The organism is Humibacter sp. (assembly GCF_035547335.1).
In the GTDB taxonomy this organism is placed as follows: Bacteria; Actinomycetota; Actinomycetes; order Actinomycetales; family Microbacteriaceae; genus Humibacter.
Genome location: NZ_DASZVF010000055.1, coordinates 88,785 through 115,535 on the forward strand (window position 1 = coordinate 88,785; position 26,751 = coordinate 115,535).

Annotated in this window: 23 protein-coding genes; 20 read left to right on the top strand and 3 right to left on the bottom strand. The window is 68.0% G+C overall.

Features of this window, described 5'->3' with window-relative positions:
• Window position 1 precedes the first annotated feature (1 nt).
• The 15 genes from ftsW (at window position 2) to VHB92_RS12015 (ending at window position 17,649) form a co-directional block, all read left to right on the top strand.
• Window positions 2-1,267 carry a putative lipid II flippase FtsW gene (gene ftsW / locus VHB92_RS11945; RefSeq protein ID WP_325453979.1) on the top strand — a complete coding sequence of 422 codons (1,266 nt, stop codon included), beginning with the start codon at window positions 2-4 and terminating at the stop codon, window positions 1,265-1,267.
• Window positions 1,264-2,370, top strand: a complete 1,107-nt coding sequence (locus tag VHB92_RS11950; RefSeq protein ID WP_325453980.1) for a UDP-N-acetylglucosamine--N-acetylmuramyl-(pentapeptide) pyrophosphoryl-undecaprenol N-acetylglucosamine transferase — start codon at window positions 1,264-1,266, stop codon at window positions 2,368-2,370. Before ftsW ends, VHB92_RS11950 begins: the two co-directional genes overlap by 4 nt.
• 95 nt (window positions 2,371-2,465) lie before the next feature.
• The gene (gene murC, locus VHB92_RS11955) at window positions 2,466-3,863 is read left to right on the top strand and encodes a UDP-N-acetylmuramate--L-alanine ligase (protein ID WP_325453981.1); all 1,398 of its coding nucleotides are present in this window, start codon (window positions 2,466-2,468) and stop codon (window positions 3,861-3,863) included.
• A 210-nt stretch (window positions 3,864-4,073) separates the two neighbouring features.
• Window positions 4,074-5,120 carry an FtsQ-type POTRA domain-containing protein gene (locus tag VHB92_RS11960; protein WP_325453982.1) on the top strand — a complete coding sequence of 349 codons (1,047 nt, stop codon included), beginning with the start codon at window positions 4,074-4,076 and terminating at the stop codon, window positions 5,118-5,120.
• Window positions 5,121-5,536: 416 nt separating this feature from the next.
• A complete protein-coding gene (ftsZ, locus tag VHB92_RS11965) occupies window positions 5,537-6,709 on the top strand; it encodes a cell division protein FtsZ (protein ID WP_325453983.1) in 1,173 nt (390 codons plus the stop codon).
• The gene (locus tag VHB92_RS11970) at window positions 6,706-7,425 is read left to right on the top strand and encodes a YggS family pyridoxal phosphate-dependent enzyme (RefSeq protein ID WP_325453984.1); all 720 of its coding nucleotides are present in this window, start codon (window positions 6,706-6,708) and stop codon (window positions 7,423-7,425) included. The genes ftsZ and VHB92_RS11970 overlap by 4 nt, the downstream gene beginning before the upstream one ends.
• A 66-nt stretch (window positions 7,426-7,491) precedes the next feature.
• Window positions 7,492-7,965, top strand: coding sequence for a cell division protein SepF (locus VHB92_RS11975; protein ID WP_325453985.1), 474 nt, complete (start codon window positions 7,492-7,494; stop codon window positions 7,963-7,965).
• 44 nt (window positions 7,966-8,009) lie between these two features.
• Complete coding sequence (locus VHB92_RS11980) at window positions 8,010-8,312, top strand: YggT family protein (RefSeq protein WP_325453986.1); 303 nt, start codon at window positions 8,010-8,012, stop codon at window positions 8,310-8,312.
• Between the two features lie 100 nt (window positions 8,313-8,412).
• Window positions 8,413-9,105: a DivIVA domain-containing protein gene (locus VHB92_RS11985; protein ID WP_325453987.1), complete on the top strand. Its 693-nt coding sequence runs from the start codon at window positions 8,413-8,415 to the stop codon at window positions 9,103-9,105.
• Window positions 9,095-9,904, top strand: a complete 810-nt coding sequence (gene lspA, locus VHB92_RS11990; RefSeq protein ID WP_325453988.1) for a signal peptidase II — start codon at window positions 9,095-9,097, stop codon at window positions 9,902-9,904. The genes VHB92_RS11985 and lspA overlap by 11 nt, the downstream gene beginning before the upstream one ends.
• Window positions 9,905-9,979: 75 nt before the next feature.
• Window positions 9,980-10,903 carry an RluA family pseudouridine synthase gene (locus tag VHB92_RS11995; RefSeq protein ID WP_325453989.1) on the top strand — a complete coding sequence of 308 codons (924 nt, stop codon included), beginning with the start codon at window positions 9,980-9,982 and terminating at the stop codon, window positions 10,901-10,903.
• A gap of 167 nt (window positions 10,904-11,070) precedes the next feature.
• Window positions 11,071-14,553, top strand: coding sequence for a DNA polymerase III subunit alpha (dnaE, locus tag VHB92_RS12000; RefSeq protein WP_414653108.1), 3,483 nt, complete (start codon window positions 11,071-11,073; stop codon window positions 14,551-14,553).
• A 66-nt stretch (window positions 14,554-14,619) separates the two neighbouring features.
• Window positions 14,620-15,981 carry a histidinol dehydrogenase gene (gene hisD / locus VHB92_RS12005; protein WP_325453991.1) on the top strand — a complete coding sequence of 454 codons (1,362 nt, stop codon included), beginning with the start codon at window positions 14,620-14,622 and terminating at the stop codon, window positions 15,979-15,981.
• A 12-nt stretch (window positions 15,982-15,993) separates the two neighbouring features.
• A complete protein-coding gene (gene nrdR / locus VHB92_RS12010; protein ID WP_325453992.1) occupies window positions 15,994-16,464 on the top strand; it encodes a transcriptional regulator NrdR in 471 nt (156 codons plus the stop codon).
• Window positions 16,465-16,614: 150 nt separating this feature from the next.
• On the top strand, window positions 16,615-17,649 hold the full coding sequence (locus VHB92_RS12015; RefSeq protein WP_325453993.1) for a quinone-dependent dihydroorotate dehydrogenase: 1,035 nt from the start codon (window positions 16,615-16,617) through the stop codon (window positions 17,647-17,649).
• A gap of 108 nt (window positions 17,650-17,757) precedes the next feature.
• Here VHB92_RS12015 and VHB92_RS12020 read toward each other — a convergent pair whose 3' ends face one another.
• Window positions 17,758-19,527, bottom strand: a complete 1,770-nt coding sequence (locus tag VHB92_RS12020) for a 2-isopropylmalate synthase (protein ID WP_325453994.1) — start codon at window positions 19,525-19,527, stop codon at window positions 17,758-17,760.
• A gap of 184 nt (window positions 19,528-19,711) precedes the next feature.
• Here VHB92_RS12020 and VHB92_RS12025 point away from each other — a divergent pair, with 184 nt between their 5' ends.
• Window positions 19,712-20,380 carry a FadR/GntR family transcriptional regulator gene (locus VHB92_RS12025; protein WP_325453995.1) on the top strand — a complete coding sequence of 223 codons (669 nt, stop codon included), beginning with the start codon at window positions 19,712-19,714 and terminating at the stop codon, window positions 20,378-20,380.
• A 58-nt stretch (window positions 20,381-20,438) separates the two neighbouring features.
• On the opposite strand, the gene VHB92_RS12030 is transcribed toward VHB92_RS12025, so the two are convergent.
• The gene (locus tag VHB92_RS12030; protein ID WP_325453996.1) at window positions 20,439-21,428 is read right to left on the bottom strand and encodes a ribonuclease HI family protein; all 990 of its coding nucleotides are present in this window, start codon (window positions 21,426-21,428) and stop codon (window positions 20,439-20,441) included.
• Between the two features lie 10 nt (window positions 21,429-21,438).
• Window positions 21,439-22,008: a DUF3043 domain-containing protein gene (locus VHB92_RS12035; RefSeq protein ID WP_325453997.1), complete on the bottom strand. Its 570-nt coding sequence runs from the start codon at window positions 22,006-22,008 to the stop codon at window positions 21,439-21,441.
• A 37-nt stretch (window positions 22,009-22,045) separates the two neighbouring features.
• Between VHB92_RS12035 and VHB92_RS12040 the strand changes: the two genes are divergently transcribed.
• The 4 genes from VHB92_RS12040 (at window position 22,046) to ctaD (ending at window position 26,750) form a co-directional block, all read left to right on the top strand.
• Window positions 22,046-23,452 carry a dipeptidase gene (locus VHB92_RS12040; protein ID WP_325453998.1) on the top strand — a complete coding sequence of 469 codons (1,407 nt, stop codon included), beginning with the start codon at window positions 22,046-22,048 and terminating at the stop codon, window positions 23,450-23,452.
• 81 nt (window positions 23,453-23,533) lie between these two features.
• Window positions 23,534-23,908, top strand: a complete 375-nt coding sequence (locus VHB92_RS12045; RefSeq protein ID WP_325453999.1) for an iron-sulfur cluster assembly accessory protein — start codon at window positions 23,534-23,536, stop codon at window positions 23,906-23,908.
• A gap of 187 nt (window positions 23,909-24,095) precedes the next feature.
• Window positions 24,096-24,989, top strand: coding sequence for a cytochrome c oxidase subunit II (gene coxB / locus VHB92_RS12050; protein WP_325454000.1), 894 nt, complete (start codon window positions 24,096-24,098; stop codon window positions 24,987-24,989).
• A gap of 12 nt (window positions 24,990-25,001) precedes the next feature.
• Window positions 25,002-26,750, top strand: a complete 1,749-nt coding sequence (gene ctaD / locus VHB92_RS12055) for a cytochrome c oxidase subunit I (RefSeq protein ID WP_325454001.1) — start codon at window positions 25,002-25,004, stop codon at window positions 26,748-26,750.
• The last annotated feature ends 1 nt before the right edge of the window (window position 26,751 follow it).

Sequence of the window (26,751 nt, forward strand, 5' to 3'; positions counted from 1 at the left end):
GGTGACAGTTCCCACTCACGCCGCGTCTCGCGCGTCAGGTCGTCTCTCCGCTCCGACGGATGCCGCACAGCAAGCTCCGACGCGCGCCTCGCTGATCAGCGCGCGCATCTCGCTCGGCAGGGTGTTCGCGGGGGAGTCGGCGAACTACTTCCTGCTCACCGGCGTCACGCTGTTCATGGTCGTGTTCGGCCTCGTCATGGTGCTCTCGTCGTCGTCCGTCGACTCGCACTCCAATGGCGACAGCTTCTTCGCCCGGTTCCTCAATCAGGGCCTGTACGCGCTGATCGGCGTTCCGATCATGCTGCTGGCCTCGCGCATCCCTGCATCGTTCTGGAAGTGGGCGGCCTGGCCCGCCCTTCTCGGCGCCTCGGCGCTGCAGCTTCTCGTCATCGCCACGCCTCTCGGGTCGGACAACGGAACGGGCTACAACCAGAACTGGCTCAAGATCGGTCCCGTCGTCTTCCAACCGTCTGAGGCGATCAAGATCGCGATGATCCTGTGGATGGGCATGTTCATCGCACGCAAGCAGGATCGCCTCGCCCAGTGGAAGTACGGGCTGCTTCCCGTCGTGCTCGTCATGACCGTGGCGATCGGGCTGGTGCTCGCCGGTGGAGACCTCGGAACCACGTCGATCATGGTGGCCATCGTGCTCGGCGCGCTGTTCTTCGCCGGGATCCCGTTGCGGCAGCTGCTTACGACCGGCGTCATCGCCGTGGGAGCCGCACTGCTGTTCGCCGTCACCCGCGCCAACAGGATGGAGCGCATCCTCGGGTTCCTGCATCCGTCGGCGGCCGACCCGATGAGCACCGGATGGCAGATCGAGCAGAGCAACTTCGCCCTCGCGCACGGCAGCCTGATCGGCGTCGGCCTGGGCAACTCCGAGTCGAAGTGGAACTGGCTGCCCGCAGCGAGCACCGACTTCATCTTCTCGATCATCGGCGAGGAGCTCGGGCTTCTCGGCGGGATCGTCGTTCTGCTGCTGTTCATCCTGCTGGCGATCTGCTTCATCCGAATCATGAACGCCACGACCGATCCGTTCGCCAGGGTGGTGACCGGTGCTGTCATGGTCTGGCTGGTCGGGCAGGGCCTGGTCAACATCGGCGTGGTGCTCGGGCTGCTGCCCGTGCTCGGCGTGCCGTTGCCCCTGATATCCGCGGGAGGCACGGCCCTGATCAGCTCGCTGTTCGCCATCGGCGTCGTGCTCTCGTTCACGCGCGCGCCGTCGACGTCGCTCACCGGCGTGCCCCGCAAGGGCGCGATGCGGTGACCACGTACCTGATGGCCGGCGGAGGGACCGCCGGCCATGTGAACCCGCTGCTCGCCGTCTCGGATGCGCTGCGTCGTCTCGAGCCGGACGCGGAGGTGATCGTGCTCGGCACGGCAGAAGGACTGGAGTCGCGCCTCGTCCCCGCACGGGGATACGAGCTGGTGACGATCCCGAAGCTGCCGTTCCCCAGGCGTCCCGATGCCGCGGCCCTGCGCTTCCCCGCACGGTTCCGTGCGAGCGTCGCGCAGGTGCGCGCGGTCATCCGGGAGCGCGGAGTGGATGTCGTCGCCGGCTTCGGCGGATACGCTGCGGCGCCCGCCTACAGCGCCGCACACCGGGAGGGCGTCGCCCTCGCACTCCACGAGGCGAACGCCAAGCCGGGACTGGCGAACAGGCTCGGCGCCCGCTACACGCAGCAGGTCGGCGTGGCGTTCCAGGGCACGCCGATCGCGCATGCGCGCTTCGTCGGCATGCCGCTGCGACGAGAGATCGAAGACCTCGACAGGGCCGCCGCGAGGCAGGAGGCGCTGGCCTATTTCGGCCTCGACGACCGCAAGACCGTACTCGTCACGGGAGGGTCGCTCGGCGCGCGGAGCGTGAACGCCACGGTCACGGCAGCGGCGGCGGCGCTCACCAGCACGGGATATCAGGTGCTGCACATCCAGGGCGGTGCCGCCGAGTTCGCGGATCCAGGAGTGCCCGGCTATCACCTCGTCGACTACTGCGACCGCATGGATCTCGCGCTCGCACTCGCGGACGTCGCCATCTCGCGGGCGGGAGCGGCGACCGTGAGCGAGCTGTCCGCCCTCGGCATCCCCGCCGTCTACGTGCCGTACCCGGTCGGCAACGGCGAGCAGCGGTTCAATGCAGCAGGCGTCGTCGAGGCCGGGGGAGCGGTGCTCGTCGACGACGCGGAGTTCACGCCGGGATGGGTGCTGACATCCGTGGTCCCGCTGTTGTCGGACGGCGCGAGGCTGCGAAGCATGTCGCAGGCCGCAGCCCGGGTCGGCGTCCGTGACGGCGCCCAGCGAATGGTGGCGCTGATCAGAGAGGCGCAGCAGAGCGCCTTCCGAGCGGGTCGTGGCGGTCGCTCAGGCCGCTGACGGCATACTGGGATGAGCCACCAGGGACGCACCGTCGCAGGTGCCCGCGACGCGGAGCGCCACCCGAGCACGAGAGACAGGACACGTCAGACACCGTGATCAAACCCGACCTCACCATGACGCTGCCGGAGACGATCTCCCGGGCGCATTTCGTCGGGATCGGTGGATCGGGCATGAACGGGATCGCGCGCCTGTTCCTCGAGGCCGGGATCCCGGTGTCGGGCTCCGACCGCGCCGAGAGCGACTACACGCGGGCCCTGCGCGAGCTGGGCGTCGACGTGCACATCGGGCACGACGCGGCGAACGTGGGCGACGCGGACACCCTGGTCGTCACGGGAGCGCTGTGGCAGGACAATCCCGAATACCAGTACGCGCTGGCGCACGGCATCCCGGTGCTGCACCGCTCGCAGGCGCTGGCCTGGCTCGCCCGCGGGAGCCGCCTCGTTGCCGTCGCGGGCGCACATGGCAAGTCGGGAACCACCGGCATGATCGCGACGGCTCTCGTCGAGGTCGGCGCCGATCCGTCCTTTGTGAACGGAGCGGTGATCGAGGGCTTGGAGACGAGTGCTCGGCACGGCGACTCCGACGTCTTCGTCATCGAGGCCGACGAGTCGGATGGATCGTTCCTGCTCTACGACACGGCCATCGCTCTCATCCTCAACATCGACGACGACCACCTCGACCATTACGGCTCGTATGACGCCGTCGAGGATGCCTTCGTGACCTTCGCGAACACGGCGCGCGAGATCGTCGTCATCTCGGCGGACGACGACGGCGCGCGTTCCATCACACCGAGGATCGCGCACGATCACGTCGTCACGTTCGGCGAGTCCGCCCAGGCCGACGTGCGCGTCACCGGGATCACGACAGACGGCCCCGTCGCCTTCACCCTCGGCTGGCGAGGCGAGGAGTATCGCGTCCAGCTCACCGTTCCGGGCAGGCACCTCGCGCACAACGCGGCCGGCGCGTTCGCCGTCCTCACCCACCTCGGAGTCGCACCGGATGCCGCGGCGACGGCCCTGCAAACCTTCGGCGGCACGCACCGCCGGTTCGAGCTGCACGACACGATCGGCGGGATCAGCGTCTACGACGACTACGCGCACCATCCGGCCGAGGTGCGAGCCGTGCTCGAAGCGGCGCGCACCGTCGTGGGCTCCGGGCGGATCATCGCGGTGCACCAGCCGCACACGTACAGCAGGACGCAGCGGCTCGCACAGGAGTTCGCCGACACACTCGAGCGGTATGCGGACGAGACGGTCGTGCTCGACGTGTTCGGCGCACGCGAAGACCCCGTTCCCGGAGTGACGGGTGAGCTGGTCGCCGAACGGTTCCGCGACCGCTCGAAGGTCGCCTACATCCCCGACTGGCAGCAGGCGGCCGACTTCACCGCGGAGTTCGCCCGCGAAGGCGACTTCGTCATCACTCTGGGCTGCGGGAACGTGAACCTCATCGTTCCGCAGCTGCTCGAATCGCTGCGACGGTCGAACGGCTGACGCGTGAAGCGTCCTCAGGCCTACGACAACGCCGCGGCGCGCATCGCCGCGCGCCGGTCGCCGCGTCCGCCGCGCGAAGAGTCGGCAGCGCAGCCGGAAGACGTGACGGCATCCCAGCGGCAGGCATCGCAGTCTTCGGAGGGACGGCGCGCGTCAGGGGCGGCGGCACAGCGATCACGTCGGCCGTCGAGGACCGACACCACCGTGGTGATGGATCCAACGCGAGCCGTGGAGCCCGACGCCGACACCGCCCCGATCCCGGTGATTCCCGGCACACCGGCGTCGAGCTCGGCCGCTGGGCGTGGGAGGAGCGCCGACCGCGGCAGCAGCGCCTCGCGGTCGGCGTCACGCAAGCTACGATCGCGTCGCGACTCCGAGGAGTCCTCGGCCGGGGCGTCCGACCGCGGCAGGCGGCCCACCACCGCGCACCCCGATGCGCGCTCGAAGTCCGAGCAGCGCGACGCCTCCGCTACGGCGGACGAGGCCGCGACCGCCGACACTCCGAGCGTGCGGGCCGCTGCCCGCAGGCGACGCAGGTACGAGCGCGCCGAGATCAAGCGCTTCACGCGCGCCTCGAGACGCCGCAGGCTCGCGTGGCTGATCGGCGTGGGATCTGTGGTGATCGTGCTGCTCGGCGCCGTGCTCGTGTCGATCTCACCCGCCATGGCTCTGCGCTCGATCGACGTGGTCGGGGCGCAGCGCGTCGACGCAGGCTCGGTCCGACGCGCGCTCGACTCCCAGCTGGGCACGCCGCTGCCGCTCATCGACTACTCGAAGGTGCGCAAGGCGCTCACGGAGTTTCCGCTCATCCGCAGCTACAGCACCGAGGCGGAGCCGCCCGGCACCCTCGTGGTGCGCATCGTCGAACGCGTGCCGATCGGGCTCCTCAAGGTGCCGTCCGGGTATCAGCTCGTGGATCAGGCGGGCGTGGCGATGCAGACGACCGCCGATCGCCCTGGCGGGTATCCGGTGATCGACATCCCAGAAGACGCGTCGCAGGAGTCGGCTCACAAGGAGTTCTCCGCGAGCGCCGGAGTGCTCGCCGCGCTTCCCGCAGGGATGCTGGGCCAGGTGGACAGTGTCAGCGCGACCGGCGCCCAGGATGTCACGCTCAAGCTCACATCCGGCGTCACCGTCGTCTGGGGAGGCCCGGCGGACTCCGCGCTCAAGTCGTCGGTGCTCTCGTCGTTGCTCAAGGCGGCACCCGGTGCCTCCGTCTACGACGTCTCGGCGCCGAACAGTCCCGTCACCCGGTGAGCGACGCTGCCCCGTCACGCGCTGAGTGACGCTGCCCCGCCACGTGGTGGGTGACGCTGCGCCGCCACGGGCCGGACGCGAGTGCGCGTGACGTGGTGATCGGGTGGCGGGTGACACCGGACACGGGCATCCGTCGGCCGCGCGCCGGCTGCAGTAACACCCGGCGATCGGGCGTTCTCGCACGCCGGCCGTTCGCTCGCCTGCCACTGTGTAGTGGCGCACGTGGACACGGCATGAGCTCGCCGACGCGCAGTGAACGCCCTCCCGAAAGCCGGATGACGTCACGGGTAGGACGACACGCGGTGGATCTGCACGGCCGGGAAGCGCACGCCGCTTAGCGTCAGGCGTAGTAAATGCATACCGAGCATAACTTTAAGCCTCGACTTGAAGTTGAAGGTTGCCAGCGGAGGCCCGTCGTGAGTATGAACCAGAACTATCTTGCCGTGATCAAGGTCGTCGGCATCGGCGGTGGCGGCGTGAACGCCGTCAACCGCATGATCGAACTCGGGCTTCGCGGCGTCGAGTTCATCGCCATCAACACGGATGCCCAGGCACTGTTGATGAGCGACGCAGACGTCAAGCTCGACGTCGGTCGCGAGATCACGAGGGGTCTCGGTGCAGGAGCCGACCCCGAGGTGGGCAGGCGAGCCGCCGAGGATCACGCGGAGGAGATCGAGGAGGCGCTCACCGGCGCCGACATGGTCTTCGTCACCGCGGGCGAGGGCGGCGGCACCGGAACCGGCGGCGCACCCGTCGTCGCCAGGATCGCCAAGTCCATCGGCGCTCTTACCATCGGTGTCGTCACGAAGCCGTTCGGCTTCGAGGGCAAGCGTCGCGCCGACCAGGCGGAGGCCGGTGTCGCGCGACTGAAAGAAGAGGTCGACACCCTCATCGTCGTGCCGAACGACCGCCTGCTGGAGATCAGCGACCGCGGCATCAGCATGCTCGAGGCCTTCGCCACGGCCGACCAGGTGCTCCTCGCCGGTGTTCAGGGCATAACCGACCTCATCACGACCCCCGGCCTGATCAACCTCGACTTCGCCGACGTGAAGTCGGTCATGCACGGCGCAGGCTCCGCGCTGATGGGGATCGGCTCCTCGCGAGGAGCCGATCGCGCCATCAAGGCCGCGGAGCTCGCCGTGGCCTCTCCGCTGCTCGAGGCGAGCATCGAGGGAGCCAGGGGAGTGCTGCTGTCGATCCAGGGCGGGTCGAACCTCGGCATCTTCGAGATCAACGACGCCGCCAGGCTCGTGCAGGAGGCTGTGCACCCCGAGGCCAACATCATCTTCGGCGCCGTCATCGACGACACGCTCGGCGACGAGGTGCGTGTGACGGTGATCGCGGCCGGGTTCGACGGCGGAGAGCCGCAGCCCAAGGCAGCCGACGTACGTCGCTCGACGTTCGTCGCGGGCCCTCCGCAGTCCTCCGGCTCCGGCTCCGAGCTCGTCGACACCCAGGCGCTCGAGGAAGAGGACGTGCCCACCCAGGGCACGTGGTCCGACGCCGACTCGAAGCTGGTCGAGGCCGCCGTCAACGATCCCTCGTTCGACGACGACGACGTGCTGGACGTGCCCGACTTCCTCAAGTGAGCGATCCGTTCGATGGCGCAGGCGAGGCTCGTCGTGGCCTCGCCGAGCGTCTCGCGCGGGTGCGTCGCGGCATCGCGGATGCCGCGGCTGCTGCAGGCAGGGATCCGGACACGATCACGACGATCGTCGTGACCAAGTTCCACCCGGCATCCCTGGTGCGCGACCTCGTCGAGCTCGGTGTGCACGACGTGGGCGAGAACAGGGCGCAGGAGGCCGCGTCGAAGGCGTTGGAGCTGAACGGCGTGTCACCCACGCTGCGCTGGCACTTCATCGGGCAGCTGCAGACGAACAAGGCGGCGCTGGTGCGGCGGTTCGCCGCGGCCGTGCACTCCGTCGACCGGGAGTCGCTCGTGGAGACGCTGAGTCGTGCTTCCGCCGAGCGCCACGACCTCGACTGCTTCCTCCAGCTCGCCCTGTCCGACGACCCCGGTAGGGGAGGAGTGACGCCCGGGCGGATGCTCCCGCTCGCCGAAGCCGTGCTGAATGCCCCCGGCCTGCGGCTGCGCGGCGTCATGGCGGTGGCGCCGCTGGGAGAGGATGCCCGGGCGGCGTTCGCGAAGGTGCGCGAGGCATCCGAGCGACTGCGCTCCCTGGCACCGGATGCGACCGCCATCTCGGCGGGAATGTCCGGCGACTACGCCGAGGCGATCGCAGAAGGGGCGACACACCTTCGCATCGGCACGGCAATCACGGGAAAGCGACCCGAGCGTGCTTAGCCTGACTGTGGAATGCGCCGGCGACCGGCCGCTCCACACGACCTCAAGCAGCACACGGAGGATCCCATGGCTAACCCGCTCAAGAAGACGATGGCCTACCTGGGCCTTGTCGAAGACGAGCTCGAGTACGACGAAGAACCGGTCGCCACTGCGCATCCGGCACCTGTCGCGCCGGTCCAGCACCCTGCTCCGGCCAAGGCGCCTGTCACGCCGCTGCGCAAGCCGACCCCGGCCAGGAATGTGACGGTGCAAGAAGTGAATGAGATCCTGACGGTTCATCCCCGGCAGTACAGCGACGCGAAGATGATCGCGGAGTCCTTCCGCGAAGGCATCCCCGTCATCCTGAACCTGTCGCAGATGAGCGAATCCGAAGCGCAGCGCATGATCGACTTCTCGAGCGGTCTCACGCAGGGTCTGCGCGGCAAGATCGAGAAGGTGACCAGCAAGGTCTTCCTGCTCTCGCCCGAGCACGTCATGGTGTCCGGCTCGTCGACGACGGCAGGCAGCGACGTCGAGGCGTCGTTCTTCGCCGGCGCCTGACCTGCGGGACAGAGGCACGTTCTTCCTTCACGCATACTTGATCTGTGCCCCTCGCCGTCTCGATCATCGCGACCGTCGCGTACTACGTCTTCCTGCTGTTCTTCGTGGTGCTCTGGGTGCGCTTCGTCCTGGATCTCGTGCGCACGTTCGCCCGCAGCTGGCGCCCCCGCGGCTTCGGGCTGCTGCTCGCCGAGGCGGCGTTCACGGTCACCGATCCGCCCATCAAGTTCTTCCGGCGGCTGCTTCCTCCGCTGTCGCTCGGCCCGGTCGCACTCGACTTCGGCTGGACGCTGACGATGTTCGCGTGCATCATCGGCATGTACATCGCGTCGTCGTTCATCCGATGACTCGCGACGCGCTCCGCGATGGCAGGGTCACAGGCGACTTTGCTAGCGTTAGCTGAACGTTATCCACTGTTCGAATCTCAAGCTCTAAGGGTGGTAAGCCATGGCGCTAACTCCGGAAGATGTCGTCAACAAGCGGTTCCAGCCGACCAAATTCCGTGAGGGCTACGACCAGGACGAGGTCGACGACTTCCTCGACGAGGTCGTCGTGGAGCTCCGCCGCCTGAACCAGGAGAACGAGGAGCTGAAGCAGCGGCTCTTGGCATCCGAGTCCCGCATCGGCGAACTGCAGCGGAACGCCTCGTCCGAGCAGACGCAGGCCATCGTGACGCCGGCCCCTGTCGCGGCGCCCGTCGCACCTCAGCCGGCGCCGTCGAGCGTGGATGACACCGAGAGCACGAACAACCTGCTGCAGCTCGCTCGTCGACTGCACGAGGAGCACGTGCGCGAAGGCGTCGAGAAGCGCGATGCCCTCATCGCCGAGGGCCACGCGACCGCCGCGCGCGTCGTGGCGGAGGCCGAGGCCAAGCAGCGTGCCCAGATCACCGCGCTCGAGTCGGAGCGTTCCTCCATCGAGCGCCAGATCGATGAGCTCCGCAACTTCGAGCGCGACTACCGCGCGAAGCTGAAGAGCTACATCGAAGGCCAGTTGCGCGACCTCGACACCACGGGTGTCGGCACGGGCGCATTCAAGCCCGCCGGTGCTGCCGCCGCCTCTGGTCAGTTCGCCGCGGTCTCCTCGTCGGGCGAAGCCGACCGGCAGACCCCGCCGACGTTCCAGAGCTTTGGAGGCTGAGAACACCGGGAGGGTCAGCGTTCGCGCGATCGTCCTGCTCGTCGCCATCGCGGTCGTCGTTCTCGTCATCGACCAGCTCGCCAAATGGTGGGTCGTCGCCAACCTCCCCTATCGAGTACCCCGTGACGTCGTGGGCAGCCTCCTGATCTTCGAGTACGACAGGAACCCCGGCGCGGCCTTCTCGATCGGAACCGGCTCGACGTGGATCTTCTCGATCGTCGGCGTCGCCGTGCTCATCTTCGTGATCTGGTACGCGCGTCGCATCCGCTCGATGGTCTGGGCCCTGGTCTTCGGCCTCGTGCTCGGCGGTCTGATGGGGAACCTCTCCGATCGGCTGTTCCGGCCGCCGGGGTTCGGCGTGGGAGAGGTCGTCGACTTCCTGCGCATCCCGTTGCTGCCGGCGATCTTCAATCTCGCGGACTCCGCGATCGTCGCGGCGATGATCCTCTTCCTCATCCTCACGATCCTGGGAGTGGGGCTCGACGGTCGTCGTGCCTCGAAGGCGGTGGCAACCGCAGGCGGCACCGTCGCGGCGGACAGCGTCGTCGATGACGGCAGCCATGAAGGTGGATCTGCGGCCTCGAGTGGAGCGGGCGTGTCGGACGGAGACATTCGGCTCGACGCGGATGTCCCCGGTGCACCTGGCGCACGCACGGAAGCGGATGCCGAGGGCGATGCGACCTCGCGATCGACCGAGAACGGCGGTGGCACCGGAACGGGCGGGGAGACGGACGAGCGCGCTCAGTCGCGTGTCGCCCGGGTCGGTGACACGGGGCTTCCGGCCGACGGACGTGCCTGACGTGGAGCAGCGCGCGTCGGCATCCTGCGCGGCGGCATTTCGCGCGGCGGCATCCTGCGACTGGACGGTGGGCTGATGCCTGAGCAGCGGAGTCTTCCCGTGCCCGACGGGCTGGACGGCGCCCGGGTGGATGCCGGGGTGGCCAAACTGCTCGGGTTCTCGCGCAGCTTCGCGGCAGAGATCGCGGAAGCGGGCGGCGTCGTGCTGGACGGCAAGGTGCTGGAGAAGTCGGACCGGCTGAATTCCGGCGGCTGGATCGAGATCAGCTGGAAGCCGAAGGCAGCGGTCGAGGTCGTACCCGTGACGGTCCCCGACCTGGCGGTCGTGCACGACGACGACGACATCGTGGTCGTCGACAAGCCGGCCGGCGTCGCGGCGCATCCGTCGATCGGCTGGGAAGGTCCGACGGTGCTGGGTGCTCTTGCCGGCGCCGGCTATCGCATCTCCACGTCGGGGGCTCCGGAGCGCGCGGGGATCGTGCACCGGCTGGATGCCGGCACGAGCGGTCTGATGGTGGTCGCCAAGAGCGAGCGCGCCTACACGGCGCTCAAGCGCGCGTTCCACGACCGCACAGTGGAGAAGATCTACCACGCCGTCGTGCAGGGCCACCCCGATCCGCTCGCGGGCACGATCGACGCGCCCATCGGCCGGCATCCCCGCGCGGACTGGAAGTTCGCGGTCACGGCGTCGGGCAAGCCGTCGGTGACGCACTACGAGACGGTCGAGGCGTTCGCCGCCGCGAGCCTGCTCGAGATCCACCTGGAGACGGGTCGCACGCACCAGATCAGGGTGCACATGGCGGCGCAGCGGCATCCGTGCGTAGGGGATGCCATGTACGGCGCCGACCCCACGCTGTCCGCTCGTCTCGGGCTGACCAGGCAGTGGCTGCACGCGCGGCAGCTCGCATTCGACCACCCGGCGACGGGGGAGTGGGTGACGTTCGTCTCGGACTATCCTGACGACCTGCGGCACGCGCTGGACGTGCTCGAGTCCAGCTGAGCGTAACGGTCACCTCGTTCGTCCCCGGTGGTGGCGACATTCCCCTCTCCAAGGCGACGGCGACGTTGGCCGTCGAATTAGGCTGGTGCTCTCGAAACCGGCCGGGAGGGTGACCACGCGTGTCGACTGATTCCTTCGTCCACCTGCACGTTCACAGCGAGTACTCGATGCTCGACGGCGCGGCGAAGATCGGACCGCTCATGGACGCCGCCGTCGCGAACGGCATGCCGGCCATCGCCGTCACGGACCACGGCAACATGTTCGCGGCGTTCGAGTTCTGGCGAGCGGCGAATGCGGCGGGGATCAAGCCCATCATCGGCACCGAGGCGTACATCACGCCGGGAACGCACCGCAGCGACAGAACGAGGGTGCGCTGGGGCAACGGCGGGGAAGACGACGTGTCGGGCGGCGGTGCCTACACGCACATGACGATGCTCGCCGAGACGACGGAGGGCATGCACAACCTGTTCCGGATGTCGTCGCTCGCGTCGATCGAGGGGTACTACTTCAAGCCGCGCATGGACCGCGAGCTCCTCGAGCGCTACTCGAAGGGCATCATCGCCACCACCGGATGCCCGAGCGGAGAGGTGCAGACCCGGCTCCGGCTCGGCCAGTACGACGAAGCCGTCAGGGCGGCGGCGGAGTATCGCGACATCTTCGGCAAGGACAACTACTTCGTCGAGCTGATGGAGCACGGGCTGGGGCTGGAGAAGCGGGTCCGTCAGGACCTGCTCCGGCTCGCGAAGGACCTCGGCCTGCGCACCGTTGCCACCAACGACCTGCACTACACGCACGCCGAGGACGCCAAATCGCACGCGGCGCTGCTGTGCGTGCAGTCCGGGTCAACACTGAACGACCCGAAGCGGTTCCAGCTCGAGCCCGAGGGCGAGTACTACCTCAAGTCGCCGCAGCAGATGCGGGACCTGTTCCGCGAGCTGCCTGAGGCGTGCGACACGACCCTGGACATCGCCGAGCGCTGCGAGGTGGAGTTCGAGCTCAGCACGGGCAAGTACATGCCGAAGTTCCCCGTTCCCGAGGGAGAGACGGAGGAGAGCTGGTTCGTCAAGGAGGTCGAAGCCGGCCTGGCGAAGCGGTACCCGGACGGCGTGTCCGACGAGGTGCGTGCGCGGGCGGAGTACGAGACCGGCATCATCCTGCAGATGGGATTCCCCGGATACTTCCTCGTCGTCGCGGACTTCATCAACTGGTCGAAGAACAACGGGATCCGGGTGGGTCCCGGCCGCGGCTCCGGCGCCGGATCCATGGCGGCGTACGCGATGCGGATCACCGACCTCGACCCCCTGGAGCACGGGCTCATCTTCGAGCGGTTCCTCAACCCGGATCGCGTCTCGATGCCCGACTTCGACGTGGACTTCGACGACCGCCGCCGGCTCGAGGCCGTGAAGTACGTGACCGAGAAGTACGGGGCCGAGCGCGTCGCGCAGATCGTCACGTACGGCACCATCAAGGCCAAGCAGGCGCTGAAGGATGCCGGCCGCGTGCTGGGCTTCCCGTTCTCCATGGGCGAGAAGCTCACGAAGGCGATGCCGCCCGCCGTCATGGGCAAGGACATCCCGCTCTACCAGATCTTCGACAGGGACAGCCCACGCTACAAGGAGGCAGTCGACCTCAGAGCGGTCGTGGAGAGCGACCCGGATGCCAAGACCGTGTTCGACACGGCGCTCGGCCTCGAGGGTCTGAAGCGGCAGTGGGGCGTGCACGCCGCGGGCGTAATCATGTCGTCCGACCCGATCATCGACGTCATCCCGATCATGAAGCGCGAGCAGGACGGGCAGATCGTCACCCAGTTCGACTATCCGGCCGCGGAGTCGCTCGGGCTGATCAAGATGGACTTCCTCGGGCTGCGCAACCTGACGATCATCAGCGACGCGCTCGACAACATCAAGGCGAACAAGGGCTTCGAGCTCGACCTCGAAGCCCTGCCGCTGGATGACCGCGCGGCGTACGACCTGCTGACGCGTGGCGACACGCTCGGCGTCTTCCAGCTCGACGGCGGGCCGATGCGCGCTCTCCTGCGCCAGATGAAGCCGGACAACTTCGAGGACATCTCGGCTCTGATCGCGCTGTACCGGCCGGGCCCGATGGGCGCGAACTCCCACATCAACTACGCACTGCGCAAGAACGGGCTGCAGCCCATCACCCCGATCCATCCCGAGCTGGCCGAGCCGCTCGCGGACATCCTCGACACCACCTACGGCCTGATCATCTATCAGGAGCAGGTGATGGCGATCGCGCAGAAGGTGGCCGGGTTCTCGCTCGGGCAGGCAGACATCCTGCGGCGCGCGATGGGCAAGAAGAAGAAGTCCGAGCTCGACAAGCAGCAGGAGGGCTTCTTCAACGGGATGCGCGAGCGCGGCTACTCGCAGGAGGCGATCGACACCCTGTGGGCCATCCTGCTGCCGTTCTCGGACTACGCGTTCAACAAGGCGCACTCGGCAGCGTACGGAGTGGTGTCGTACTGGACCGCGTACCTGAAGGAGCACTATCCGGCCGAGTACATGGCGGCGCTGCTCACGAGTGTCGGCGACTCCAAGGACAAGATGGCGGTCTACCTGAACGAGTGCCGGCGCATGGGCATCAAGGTGCTCCCGCCCGACGTGAACGAGTCCATCGGATTCTTCGCGGCCGTCGGCGACGACGTGCGGTTCGGGCTCGGTGCCGTGCGCAACGTGGGCGCCAACGTCGTGGACGGCATCCGCCAGGCCAGGGAGCAGAAGGGCCGGTTCGAGTCGTTCCACGACTTCCTGAAGAAGGTGCCGCTGCACGTCGCGAACAAGCGCACCATCGAGTCACTGATCAAGGCCGGTGCGTTCGACTCGTTCGGCAACGCCAGACGAGCCCTGCTCGAGGTGCACGAGGCCGCTGTGGAGTCCGTGGTGAACGACAAGCGCGTCGAGGCGACCGGGCAGGCGGGCTTCGACTTCGACATGCTGCTGGCCGACGCACCAGACACCGCGCCGATCTCCCTCGTGCCGGACAAGCCGGAGTGGGACAAACGGCAGAAGCTCGCATTCGAGCGGGAGATGCTCGGGCTGTACGTGTCCGACCATCCGCTCGCCGGTCTCGAGCTGGAGCTGGCGAAGCAGGCGAGCACGTCCATCGCCGACCTGACGGCATCCGAGTCGACGCAGGACGGCGACACGGTGACGATCGCGGGCCTCGTGACCGGTGTGCAGCACAGAGTGGCGAAGGCTTCGGGCAACCAGTACGGCATGATCACGGTCGAGGACTTCGGCGGCGAGATCACCGTGATGTTCATGGGCAAGGCCTACCAGGAGTTCGGACCGGCACTCACGCCCGACTCGATAGTCGTGGTCCGCGGCAGGGTGAGCATGCGCGACGACGGCATGAACCTGCACGCCTACAACCTGTACGCGCCCGATCTCGGGGCCGCGGCGGCAGGGCCTGCCGGGCCGCTCGTCATCACCATGCCCGACCAGCGGGCGACGACGGACGTCGTGCAGAGCCTGGGCGACATGCTCATCCGGCACTCGGGCGACGGCGAGGTGCGGCTGCGCCTCGTGAAGGGCTCGACGGCCAGGGTGTTCGAGCTGCCGTACCGGGTGTCGGTGTCCGCCGACCTCTACGGCGAGCTGAAGGGCCTGCTCGGGCCCGCCTGCCTGGTCTGAGCGGGTAGCGGAGGAGCGCGGATGCGAACAGAGCCGGGCGATCCCCGTGCTCGGTAGGCTTGCCGGGTGCGAACACTCGACCTGAGACGACAAAGGCTCGGTGCAGACGATCTGCGCCGCGTCGTGCCGCGCGCCGAGCTCGACATCAGCGCCGCGTCGACCTCTGCCGCAGCACTCATCGCCGACGTGCGGGAACGCGGTTCACGGGCGCTCCTCGACCAGGCCGAGCGGTTCGATCACGTCAGGCCGACATCGTTGCGGGTTCCGGTGCGCGACATCGATGCGGCCGTCCGTGCGCTGCCGCCTCGGGTGCGCACGGCGCTGGAACACGCCATCGCCCGCGTGCGCGAGGTCAGCGCCGCTCAGGTCCCTCCCGCCGCCTCCACCACGCTGGGCGACGGGGCCGTCGTGCAACAGCGGTGGCAGCCGGTCGCCCGTGCCGGTCTCTACGTGCCGGGCGGCAAGGCGGTCTATCCGTCCAGCGTGGTCATGAACGCGGTGCCGGCGCAGGTCGCGGGCGTCGACTCCGTCGCACTGGCGAGCCCGGCGCAGCGTGAGTTCGGCGGGTCAGTGCATCCGCTCATCCTCGGCGCCGCCGGGCTCGTGGGCATCGACGAGGTGTACACGCTGGGCGGCGCGGGCGCGATCGGCGCGCTCGCATACGGCGTTCCCGACATCCCGCTTCGGGCCGTGGACATCGTGACCGGTCCAGGCAACATCTATGTCGCCGCCGCCAAGCGCCTGGTGCGCGGCGTGGTCGGCATCGACGCGGAAGCTGGCACCACCGAGATCCTCGTCGTCGCGGATGCCTCGGCCGATCCCCGCCTCGTCGCGGCAGACCTGCTCAGCCAGGCCGAGCACGACGAGGCCGCGGCGTCGTTGCTCGTCACGGACTCCGAGGAGCTGGCGAAGGCCGTGCAGAAGGAGCTCGGCGAGCTTCTGGCCGAGACTCCGAACCGCGACCGCGCATCCGTCGCGCTCGAGGGGCAGCAGTCGGCGATCGTGCTCGTGGACGACGAGCTCACCGCCGTGCGCTTCAGCGACGCCTACGCGCCGGAGCACCTCGAGGTGCACACCGCCGATCCGGATGCGACGCTGCGGCAGCTCACCCACGCCGGAGCGATCTTCCTCGGCAGCCACTCCCCGGTGAGCCTCGGCGACTACCTGGCAGGTTCCAACCACGTGCTGCCCACGGGAGGGTCGGCACGGTACTCCTCCGGCCTGGGCGCCTACACGTTCCTGCGTCCTCAGCAGGTGATCCGGTACGACGAGACCGGGCTCGGCGCGGTGGCGCAGGATGTGATCGCACTGGCGGAGGCCGAGCGGCTGCCTGCCCACGGGGCGGCCGTCGCCGCTCGCCAGTCGACCGGCACAGCGTCTGCCGGCACCGCGTCCGCCGGCTCAGCGTCGACCGGCACCGCGCATTAGCCTGGAGCAACCATGTTCTGCCCGTTCTGCCGCCATCCGGACTCCCGCGTCGTCGACTCCCGTACCTCGGACGACGGGCTGTCCATCCGACGACGGCGCCAGTGCCCGGAGTGCGGGCGCCGATTCTCCACGATCGAGACCGCCAGCCTCAACGTGATCAAGCGGAGCGGCGTCGTCGAGCCGTTCAGCCGAGAGAAGATCATGGCCGGCGTGCGCAAGGCGTGCCAGGGGCGTCCCGTCACCGATTCCGATCTGGCGATGCTCGCGCAGAAGGTCGAGGAGTCCGTGCGGGCCACGGGTGTATCGCAGATCGACGCGAACGAGATCGGGCTCGCGGTGCTCCCACCGCTGCGCGAACTCGACGAGGTGGCGTACCTGCGGTTCGCGAGCGTGTATCAGGCGTTCGACTCCCTCGACGACTTCGAAGACGCCATCGGGGCACTCCGCGAAGAACACGGCAGCCGGCCGGCTCCCGTCGACTGAGCCCCCTGTCCACCGGCGCGCCGCCCGCTCCATCCGCTCACGGGTCCCGTTCGTGCCGAGCGGTCCGCATGCCGACGTCGACAAGCGGACCGGCCGTCAGGATGCGGACCCGCCGCACGAGGACCCGCCGCACTATAGGGTTGCAGCGGCATGTATCGCATCCTGTTCTCGCTCGTCTTCCGGCACATGGACCCGGAGCGGGCGCACCACCTCGCGTTCGCCGTCATCCGCATCCTGCCCAGGCTGGGGCTTTCCCGGCTCGTGTCGCGGTTCACGATGCCCAGGACGGATCTCCACGTGAAGGCGCTCGGGCTCACGTTCCCCAGCCCGTTCGGCGTCGCCGCCGGTTTCGACAAGAACGGGACGGCCATCCTCGGGCTCGGCGCGCTGGGCTTCGGCCACGTCGAGGTCGGAACCGTCACCGCGATCGCCCAGCCGGGCAATCCCAGACCCCGGCTGTTCCGCCTCATTCCGGATCGCGCGATCGTCAACCGCATGGGGTTCAACAACGAGGGCGCGGCGTCCGTCGCCACCCGTGTCGAGGCCGCGCGCTCGGCGCGACGCCGGCCGGTGATCGGGCTCAACATCGGCAAGTCCCGGGTGGTCGACGTGGCGGATGCCGTCGCCGACTACCGCGTGTCCGCCCGCGCGGCGGCATCCGTCGCCGACTACCTGGCGGTGAACGTCAGCTCTCCGAACACGCCCGGCCTGCGCGATCTGCAGGCGATCGAGTCCCTCCGTCCTCTGCTCGCCGCGGTGAAGGAGGAGGCGGGGGCGACGCCGCTGCTGGTCAAGATCGCTCCCGACCTGGCGGACGACGACATCGTGGCCGTCGCCGGGCTCGCCGTCGAGCTGGGACTCGACGGCATCATCGCCACGAACACCACCATCTCCCGGGACGGACTGGTGACCGACGAGAAGGTGGTCGCGGCGGCCGGTGCCGGGGGACTCTCCGGCGCACCGCTCGCGCACCGGTCACTGGAGGTCTTGCGACTGCTGCGGGAGCACGTCCCCGGCACCATGTGCATCGTCTCCGTCGGCGGAGTCGAGACCGCAGCGGATGTCCGCACCAGGCTCGCCGCCGGAGCCACGCTCGTGCAGGGCTACTCGGCCTTCATCTACCGAGGGCCGCTGTGGGCCAGATCCATCAATCGCGGCCTGGACCGGATGTCGCCTCTCGTCTAGGCCGGGGTGCCGGAGGTGCGCACGCGTCGTCGGTGCGCACGGTATGCGAGCTCGACGACACCCTTCACCGCGGAGGCGAACGGCTCTCCAGGGTGTGCGATCGACTCCTCACCGCGCGGCTATGGCCGCGGGCGCTGCTGCGGCGTTCATCACCGCCTGCATGGTGGCCCTCAGCGCCGATCGGTCCTTACCGGCGGCCCACCGGACGACCTCGCCCTCACGGCATTCGACCAAGGCCAGCGCCTGGTGTTCGCGGCCTTGTCGCACGCGGGTCTCGTGAAGGCTCAGGATCTCGATCCCGAATCCCCGCTCGCGGAGCGCCTCGCGGAGAGCGTCGACGGGGCCGAGACCGCTGTGGCTGGTCGTCTCCGCCGTCCCGCCTGCACGAAGGGTGATCGTCGTGCCCCGTTCCGTCGTCTCGAAGTCGAGCAACTCGATGTCGGCGTGCTCCGTCGCGACGTACGCATCCTGGAAGAGATCCCAGAGCTGTTCCGCCGTGACCTCGCTGCCGGTCTCGTCCGCGTGGCGCTGCACATGGCGGGAGAAGTCAATCTGGAGGCGCCGGGGCAGCTCGATGTCGTAGCCGTTCTCGAGCAGGTAAGCGATGCCGCCCTTGCCCGACTGCGAGTTCACCCGGATGACGGCGTCATAGCTGCGTCCGATGTCCCCCGGATCGATGGGGAGGTACGGCACCCTCCACTCGACGTCGCGCTCGGCTCGCCCTTCTGCGATGGCGCGGGCGCGATGCTCCGCGAAGCCCTTTTTGATGGCATCCTGGTGCGTTCCGCTGAACGCCGTGTGCACGAGATCCCCGACGTAGGGGTGCCGCGCATGCACCTCGATGCCGTTGCAGTGCTCGACCGTGCGCCGGATCTCATCGATGTCGGAGAAGTCGATCATCGGATCGATGCCCTGAGCGTGCAGGTTCAGCGCAAGCGTGACGAGGTCCACGTTCCCCGTGCGCTCCCCGTTGCCGAAGAGGCAGCCCTCGACCCGTTGCGCTCCGGCGAGAACGGCCAGCTCCGCGCAGGCAACCCCGGTGCCGCGATCGTTGTGCGGATGCACGGAGAGGATCACGGCGTCGCGGCGATCGAGGTTCTTGTGCATGTACTCGATCTGGTCCGCATAGACGTTCGGCGTCGCGATCTCCACGGTCGCCGGCAGGTTCAGGATGACGGGCCGCTCGGCCGTGGCATCCCAGAGCGAGGTCATCGCGTTGCAGACCTCGAGCGCGTAGTCGGGCTCGGTGAGGTTGAACACCTCGGGTGAGAACTCGAACCTGACATTCTCCAGGTGCCCGGCGAACTCGAGCACGTCCCTGCCGCCGGTGAGGATGAGATCTTCGACCCCGGAGCGGTCCTGACCGAGCACGACGTCGCGCCACGTGGGAGCGGTCGCGGTGTACATGTGGATGACCACCTGGTTGCGGATTCCGCGGATCGACTCGACCGTGCGACGGATGAGCTCGCGTCGCGCGGGCGTGAACACCACGATCGTGACCTCCTCGGGGGCGAGGTCGGACTCGGCGATGAGGCGGACGAAGTCGTAGTCGGTCTGGGATGCGGACGGATAGCCGACCTCGATCTCCTTGTAGCCCATGGCGACGAGCAGCTGGAAGAACCGCTTTTTGCGCGAGGGACTCATCGGTTCCGCCAGCGCCTGGTTGCCATCGCGCAGATCGACCGGCACCCACAGCGGTGCCCGGGTCAGCGCGTTGCCGGGCCAGTCACGAGTGCTGAGGGGTACGGCGACACGGCTGTAGACGTCGCGGTAGCGATGCGATGGCATCCGCGACGGTCGTTGCCGGTTCCATGCCGGCGCATGGTCGGGGATCGGGCCTGCCGGCGTCGAGAGGGTGGGGAAAGCGTCGCTGGTCATGTTCTGGTTCCTGTCCGGATCGTTCGAATGCGATCGACCGGCGCGAGTGCGGCTCCACGTCGGGGAGCCGGTCAGGCTAGGCCCCGCCGTGGCGGCGAAGAACAAGGAATCCGGATGCCGGCATGCAGGGAACACTACGACATATCAGACAAGCAGACAAGTATCCGAATGCGAGAATGACCGCATGACGACGGTGCACCGGGAGTCCCTTGCCGAGCAGGCCGCTGGGCTCCTCCTCGCGCGCATCAGGGCCGGCGAATGGGAGATCGGAGGCAGGCTGCCGGGGGAGACGACGCTGGCGTCTCAGCTCGGTGTCGGCAGGTCGACGATGCGCGAGGCGATCCGTCTGCTCGCCGGACGCGACGTGCTCTCCACGCGACAGGGAGCGGGAGTCTTCGTCACGGCGACGGATGTACCCGAGGCGTGGGGATCCGTCCTGCGGCGCGCCGACATCGCGGCCGTCATCGAGGCACGCACGGCGATCGAAGTCGAGGCCGCTGCCCTCGCCGCCGACCGCCGGACGTCGGCGGAGCTGAGCCGCATGCGGGACGCGCTGGCCGAGCGTGGACGCCATCGGGCCGACGTCGACGAGCACGTCGCGACCGACGCGGCGTTCCATCGCAGCGTCGTCGTCGCCGCGCACAGCCCGATCCTGCTGGAGCTTTTCGACGGGTTCGAACCCCGGAGTCGTCAGGCCATGACCGAGATGCTGCGGGGGAGGGAGCAGCACGGCGACGACGCCGACCAGGCCGTTCACGAACGTATCTACGACGCCATCGCTTCGGGCGACTCCCAGGCTGCGGTCACGCTCGCCAGGGCGCACCTGACCGCCCTCAGAAGCATGCTCGGCTAGCGGTCGCCGATGGCCGCGCCCCGCCACGAGGCTGCGGTCGGAGGGGTGACCGTGTGCCTCATTCCGCCGGGGTTCCCTGGTGGAACCGCAGCCGCCAGCGCCCGCCGTCGCGCAGCCAGAGCGAGCTGCGGATCGTGCTGCCACGCGCATCCGTCGCGCGGAACACGAGCAGCATCGCATCGGCCGAGAGCCGGTCGAGCGACACGAGCTCGACCATCGCCGATCGGTCGCCGGAGGGGGACAACGCCGTGTCGTCCCTGCTCCACACCCGGCCAGAGCGCCCGATCTCGAGGAAATCGGGGTGGAGGAGCACGCCGAGCTCGGCCACATCCGCGCGCACGGCATCGGTCAGCAGCGCACGTTCCTGTCGGAGGACGATCTCCTCGTCGGACTCGTCCATGGCGAGCTCGTCGAACAGCGCCAGCTGCGGCTCGCTGGAAGGCGCCGCGCCGGAAGCAGGGGCGGCGGACGAGCCGGGGCCGGACGGAGCGGACGCGGATGAAAGGGGCGCGGACGAAGCCGCGCTCGACGGACTCCCGGTGAGACGAGTAGCCGGCTCGGCAGCCGGAGCCGCCGCGGACGCGAGCCCTCGCCAGCCTGGACCGTTGTCGACGGGAGCGTGATTCTGGAACGCCGTCGCGACGGCGCGAGCTCTGGTGTCTGCGGCCTCGTTGAGCTCGTGGCCCGCGTGGCCGCGCACCCATTCGAAGGCGTAGCTGCGACCCGTCAGCGCCGCATCCAGTCGCTTCAGCAGGTCGAGGTTCTGCACGGGGGAGCCGTCGGCCTTGCGCCAGCCTTTGCGTTTCCAGCCCGGCATCCACTTCGTGACCGCGTTGATCACGTACTGGCTGTCGCACAGGATGCGCAGATCGTCGGGTTCGCCGGCCGTCGACTCGAGCAGGTCGATGACGGCCATCAGCTCGCCCTGGTTGTTGGTGCCGTGCGGCCATCCGCCTGCTGCCCACGTGTCGTCGTCGACGTACCATGCCCAGCCGGCGGGGCCCGGGTTGCCCAGGGCGGAGCCGTCGGCGGCTGCCGTGATCGTCATCGCGGTCCGGCTACGCGGGATACTGGCCGCGCTTGTTCTGCGGCTTCGGAATGCGGATCATCCTGAACTGCAGGGCGCGCATGACCGCGTACCAGGTGAGGCCGCGCTCCAGCTCTCCGAATTTGGCGCGCAGACGTCGCTTCATGGTGAAGACCATGATCGCGGAGTCGATGATCGCCAGGGCGAAGAAGGCCCAGAGCACGATGATGCCGTAGTACTGCAGCGCAGGGACCGGCACGAAGGTGAACACGATGATCACGAGCATCACGGGCATCAGAAACTCGGCGACCGTGAACCGGGCGTCGACGTACTCCCGCACGAACCGCCGTTGCGGGCCGCGGTCGCGCTGCGTGAGGTAGCGCTCGTCGCCCGCCGCCATGCCGAGCCGGGCACGCTCGCGCGCCTCGGCGTTCTTCGCTCTGGCATCCTTCGCGGCGGCCTTGCGGTCGGCCGGAACCAGCGGTCGCTTGCGCGCGGCTTCGCGCTCGGCGCGGCTGGGCGTCGCACGCCCCTTCCCGGCAGGAAGGTGCTCGTCGGTCTCGGGAGCCGCTGGGGCGGCGGATTCTGCTCGTCTGGCCACGGAAGTCCTCGATTGTCGTCCGGTTAAGATTACCCGCATGAGCGAAGCCGATCCGCAACGGGACGATCTGACGACAGCACTCGATGAGGCCGTGCTGGCCGGCATGCCGCATGCTGTCGCCGACCTCACCGACCTGGTGCGCATCCCGTCCGTCTCGTGGTCTGCGTTCGACCCGCGCAACGTGGAACGCAGCGCGGATGCCGTTGCAACCCTGCTGCGCGACCTGCGCGTGTTCGAGACCGTCGAGGTCGCCCGCGCTCCCATCGGTTCGGGGCCCGACCAGGGCCAGCCGGCCGTGATCGCCCGTCGTGCCGCACGCGGTGGAGCTCCTACCGTGCTGCTGTATGCGCACCACGACGTGCAGCCGCCGGGCAAGGACGAGGACTGGCAGACGCCGCCGTTCGAGCCCACGGTGCGCGGAGACCGCGTGTACGCGCGCGGTGCCGCGGACGACAAAGCGGGTGTCGTGACCCACGTCGCCGCCATCCGGGCGCTCGTCGAAGCGGTCGGCCCCGAGTTCGACCTGGGCATCGCCGTCTTCATCGAGGGCGAAGAGGAGTTCGGCTCCCGTTCGTTCGCGAACTTCCTGGCGGAGAACAAGGACTCCCTCGCGGCGGATGCCATCGTCGTCGCCGATTCCGACAACTGGAGCACCGACGTGCCGTCGCTGACCGTCGGACTGCGGGGCAATGTGACGTTCCGTCTCACCGTGTCGACGCTCGAGCACGCATCGCACTCGGGGATGTACGGCGGGGGAGTGCCGGATGCGATGATCCCGCTGGTCAAGCTGCTCGCCACACTTCATGACGACGCGGGGTCCGTCGCCGTCGAGGGCATGACGAGCCACGACGCCGACGTGCCGGAGTTCTCCGAGGAGCAACTGCGCGAAGACGCAGCAGTGCTCGACGGGGTGTCGCTCATCGGCAAGGGTCCGATCCTGTCCCGGCTGTGGAACCAGCCGACCATCACGGTGACCGGCATCGACGCCCCGAGCGTGGCGAACGCATCCAACACGCTCCTGCCGTCCGCCGCCGCGCGTATCAGCGCGAGGGTGGCGCCGGGACAGCGAGCGCAGGAGGCGTTCGAGGCGATCGAGGCGCACCTGCGTGCCAACGTGCCGTTCGGAGCCCACCTCGACATCGACGACGTGGACCTCGGCGACCCGTTCCTCGTCGACACCAGCGGGTGGGCCGCGATCGAGGCAAAGAAGGCGATGAGGGATGCCTGGGGCAACGAGCCCGTCGAGGCCGGCATCGGCGGCAGCATCCCGTTCATCGCGGATCTCGTTCGCGAGTTCCCGCAGGCGCAGATCCTCGTGACAGGCGTCGAAGACCCGGACACGAGGGCGCACAGCCCGAACGAGTCGCTGCACCTCGGGGTGTTCCGGCGCGCCATCCTCACGGAGGCGCTCCTTCTTGCGCGGCTGAACACGCGACACGAATAGCCTGTCCGCTGTCGCCCATCGTTCAGGCCGCTGATTTAGACTGGCGCTCGTCACGACTTCAGCGAAGGAATGAGGCACTCGATGAGTGAGACGACTCTCACCAGCGCCGGCACGGTCGCCGAGCCCAAGGCGCATGGCGTGCTCCTGACGGATGCCGCCGCCGACAAGGTACGCAGCCTCCTGAACCAGGAGGGCCGCGACGACCTGCGGCTGCGTCTTGCCGTGCAGCCGGGTGGATGCTCCGGCCTGATCTACCAGCTCTACTTCGACGAGCGGTTCATGGACGGCGACGCCACCGTAGACTTCGGCGGCGTTGAGGTCATCGTCGACAAGATGAGCGCGCCCTATCTCGACGGCGCGACGATCGACTTCGAGGACACCATCCAGAAGCAGGGCTTCACGATCGACAACCCCAATGCGACGGGGAGTTGCGCGTGCGGAGACAGCTTCCACTGACATCCCCGCACAGGGATAGACGAAAAGGACCGGCCGATCAGCCGGTCCTTTTCGCATCTCCGGCACAGCTTCCTGTGCCGTCCGAAGGCGCGTTCGGCACGCGAAGGGTCCGCGGATGGCAGTAGGCTAGGAGCGGTCATCGCAGCAGCGAATGCCGCTGCGCCCAGATTCACTCGAAAGGTCACCGGTGCGTCACAATCGCCGTTTCCGATGGGCTGCAGTTCCGGTCGCAGCAATGGTTGCGCTGGTCCTGGCCGGTTGCTCGCAGGCTCAGCTGAACGGATTCCTTCCCGGATTCAACGGCAAGACGCCGGTCACGAACCACACGGAGCGCGTGTCAGGGCTCTGGGTCACGTCGTGGATCGTTCTCCTGCTGGTCGGTCTCGTGGTGTGGGGACTGATCATCTGGTGCGTCATCGTCTACCGCCGTCGCAAGGGCCAGACCGGACTCCCGGTGCAGCTGCGGTACAACATGCCGATCGAGATCTTCTACACGATCGTGCCCTTCGTTCTCATCATCGGCTTCTTCGCGTTCACGACGCGCGACCAGGATGCGATCGAGAAGCCGTATGCGCACCCCGACCTCACCGTGCAGGTGTACGGCAAGCAGTGGTCCTGGGACTTCAACTACCTCACCGACAACGTGTACGACCCCGGCATCCAGGCGCAGCCCGATGACAAGGCGGACCTGCCGTCCGGATCGGTCGTCGAGAGCGAGATCCCGACCCTCTACCTGCCTGTCGACAAGAAGGTGACGATCAAGCTCAACTCGCGCGACGTCATCCACTCGTTCTGGGTTCCGGCCTTCCTCTACAAGAAGGACGTCTTCCCCGGTCACACGAACTACATGTACCTGGAGCCGACGCGCGAAGGCACGTTCGCAGGCAAGTGTGCAGAGCTGTGCGGCGAGTACCACTCGGCGATGCTCTTCAACGTGAAGGTCGTCTCCGAAGACGAGTATCAGCAGCACATCCAAGACCTGAGGGATCGCGGCTACACCGGGAAGCTCGGTGCAGACTACGACCGCAACCGGAACGTGCCCGGACCGGGTGCGCCGACGACGACGACGAACAACGAGTAAGGCAACCGGAGAATGAGTACCACCACTGCACCGGCTCCCGCGGCGACCACGCCGTCGCCGACGGCTCAGATCCTCGGCGCGACCAAGGTCCATCGCAAGGGCAACGTCCTGGTGAGCTGGATCACGTCCACCGACCACAAGACGATCGGGTACATGTACCTGATCACGTCGTTCGTGTACTTCTGCATCGGCGGCGTGATGGCGCTGATCATCCGCGCTCAGCTGTTCGAGCCGGGCCTCGCGGTCGTGCAGACGCGCGAGCAGTACAACCAGCTGTTCACGATGCACGGCACGATCATGCTGCTCATGTTCGCGACGCCGCTGTTCGCCGGCTTCGTCAACGTGATCATGCCGCTCCAGATCGGTGCGCCTGACGTGGCCTTCCCGCGTCTGAACGCGTTCGCGTACTGGCTGTACAACTTCGGATCGCTGATCGCCGTCGCCGGCTTCCTCACGCCGCAGGGCGCCGCCTCGTTCGGCTGGTTCGCGTATCAGCCGCTGGCCTCCACGACGTTCTCACCCGGACTCGGGGGGAACATGTGGATGCTCGGTCTCGGCATCTCCGGTTTCGGAACGATCCTCGGTGCCGTCAACTTCATCACGACGATCATCACCCTGCGAGCCCCAGGCATGACGATGTTCCGCATGCCGATCTTCACGTGGAACGCGCTCATCACGTCGATCCTCGTGCTCATGGCGTTCCCGGTGCTGGCGGCCGCGATCTTCGCAGCATCGGCCGACCGCATCCTCGGCGCCCACGTCTTCGACGCGTCAACGGGTGGCGCGATCCTGTGGCAGCACCTGTTCTGGTTCTTCGGCCATCCCGAGGTGTACATCATCGCTCTGCCGTTCTTCGGCATCGTGTCGGAGGTGTTCCCGGTCTTCAGCCGGAAGCCCGTGTTCGGCTACAAGACGCTGGTGTACGCCACCATCTCGATCGCGGCGCTGTCGGTGACGGTGTGGGCGCACCACATGTACGTGACCGGCATGGTGCTGCTTCCGTTCTTCTCTTTGATGACGATGCTCATCGCGGTGCCGACGGGCGTGAAGATCTTCAACTGGATCGGCACGATGTGGCGTGGTTCCATCACGTTCGAATCTCCGATGCTGTGGGCGATCGGCTTCCTGATCACGTTCACGTTCGGTGGACTGACCGGCATCATCCTGGCGTCGCCGCCGCTCGACTTCCACGTGTCCGACTCGTACTTCGTGGTGGCGCATTTCCACTACGTGGTGTTCGGCACGGTCGTCTTCGCCATGTTCTCCGGCTTCTACTTCTGGTGGCCGAAATGGACGGGCAAGATGCTGAACGACCGCCTGGGCAAGTGGCATTTCTGGCTGCTGTTCATCGGTTTCCACACGACGTTCCTGATCCAGCACTGGCTTGGCGTCGTAGGCATGCCGCGCCGGTACTACACGTACCTCCCGCAGGACGGCTTCACGTGGATGAACCAGGTGTCGACGATCGGTGCAGGCATCCTGGCCGTCTCGATGATCCCGTTCTTCCTGAACGTGTACATCACGGCCCGTTCCGGTGCGAAGGTCACGGTGAACGACCCCTGGGGCTACGGCCGGTCGCTGGAGTGGGCGACCAGCTGTCCGCCGCCGCGGCACAACTTCACGTCGATTCCGCGCATCCGCAGCGAGTCGCCCGCCTTCGACCTGAACCACCCCGAGGTGGGTCTGCCGATCGGAGTGGGACCGGGCAAGGATGCGCCGGACATGCCCGTCGTCGAAGCCGATTCAGCGAAGGTGAAGTGAC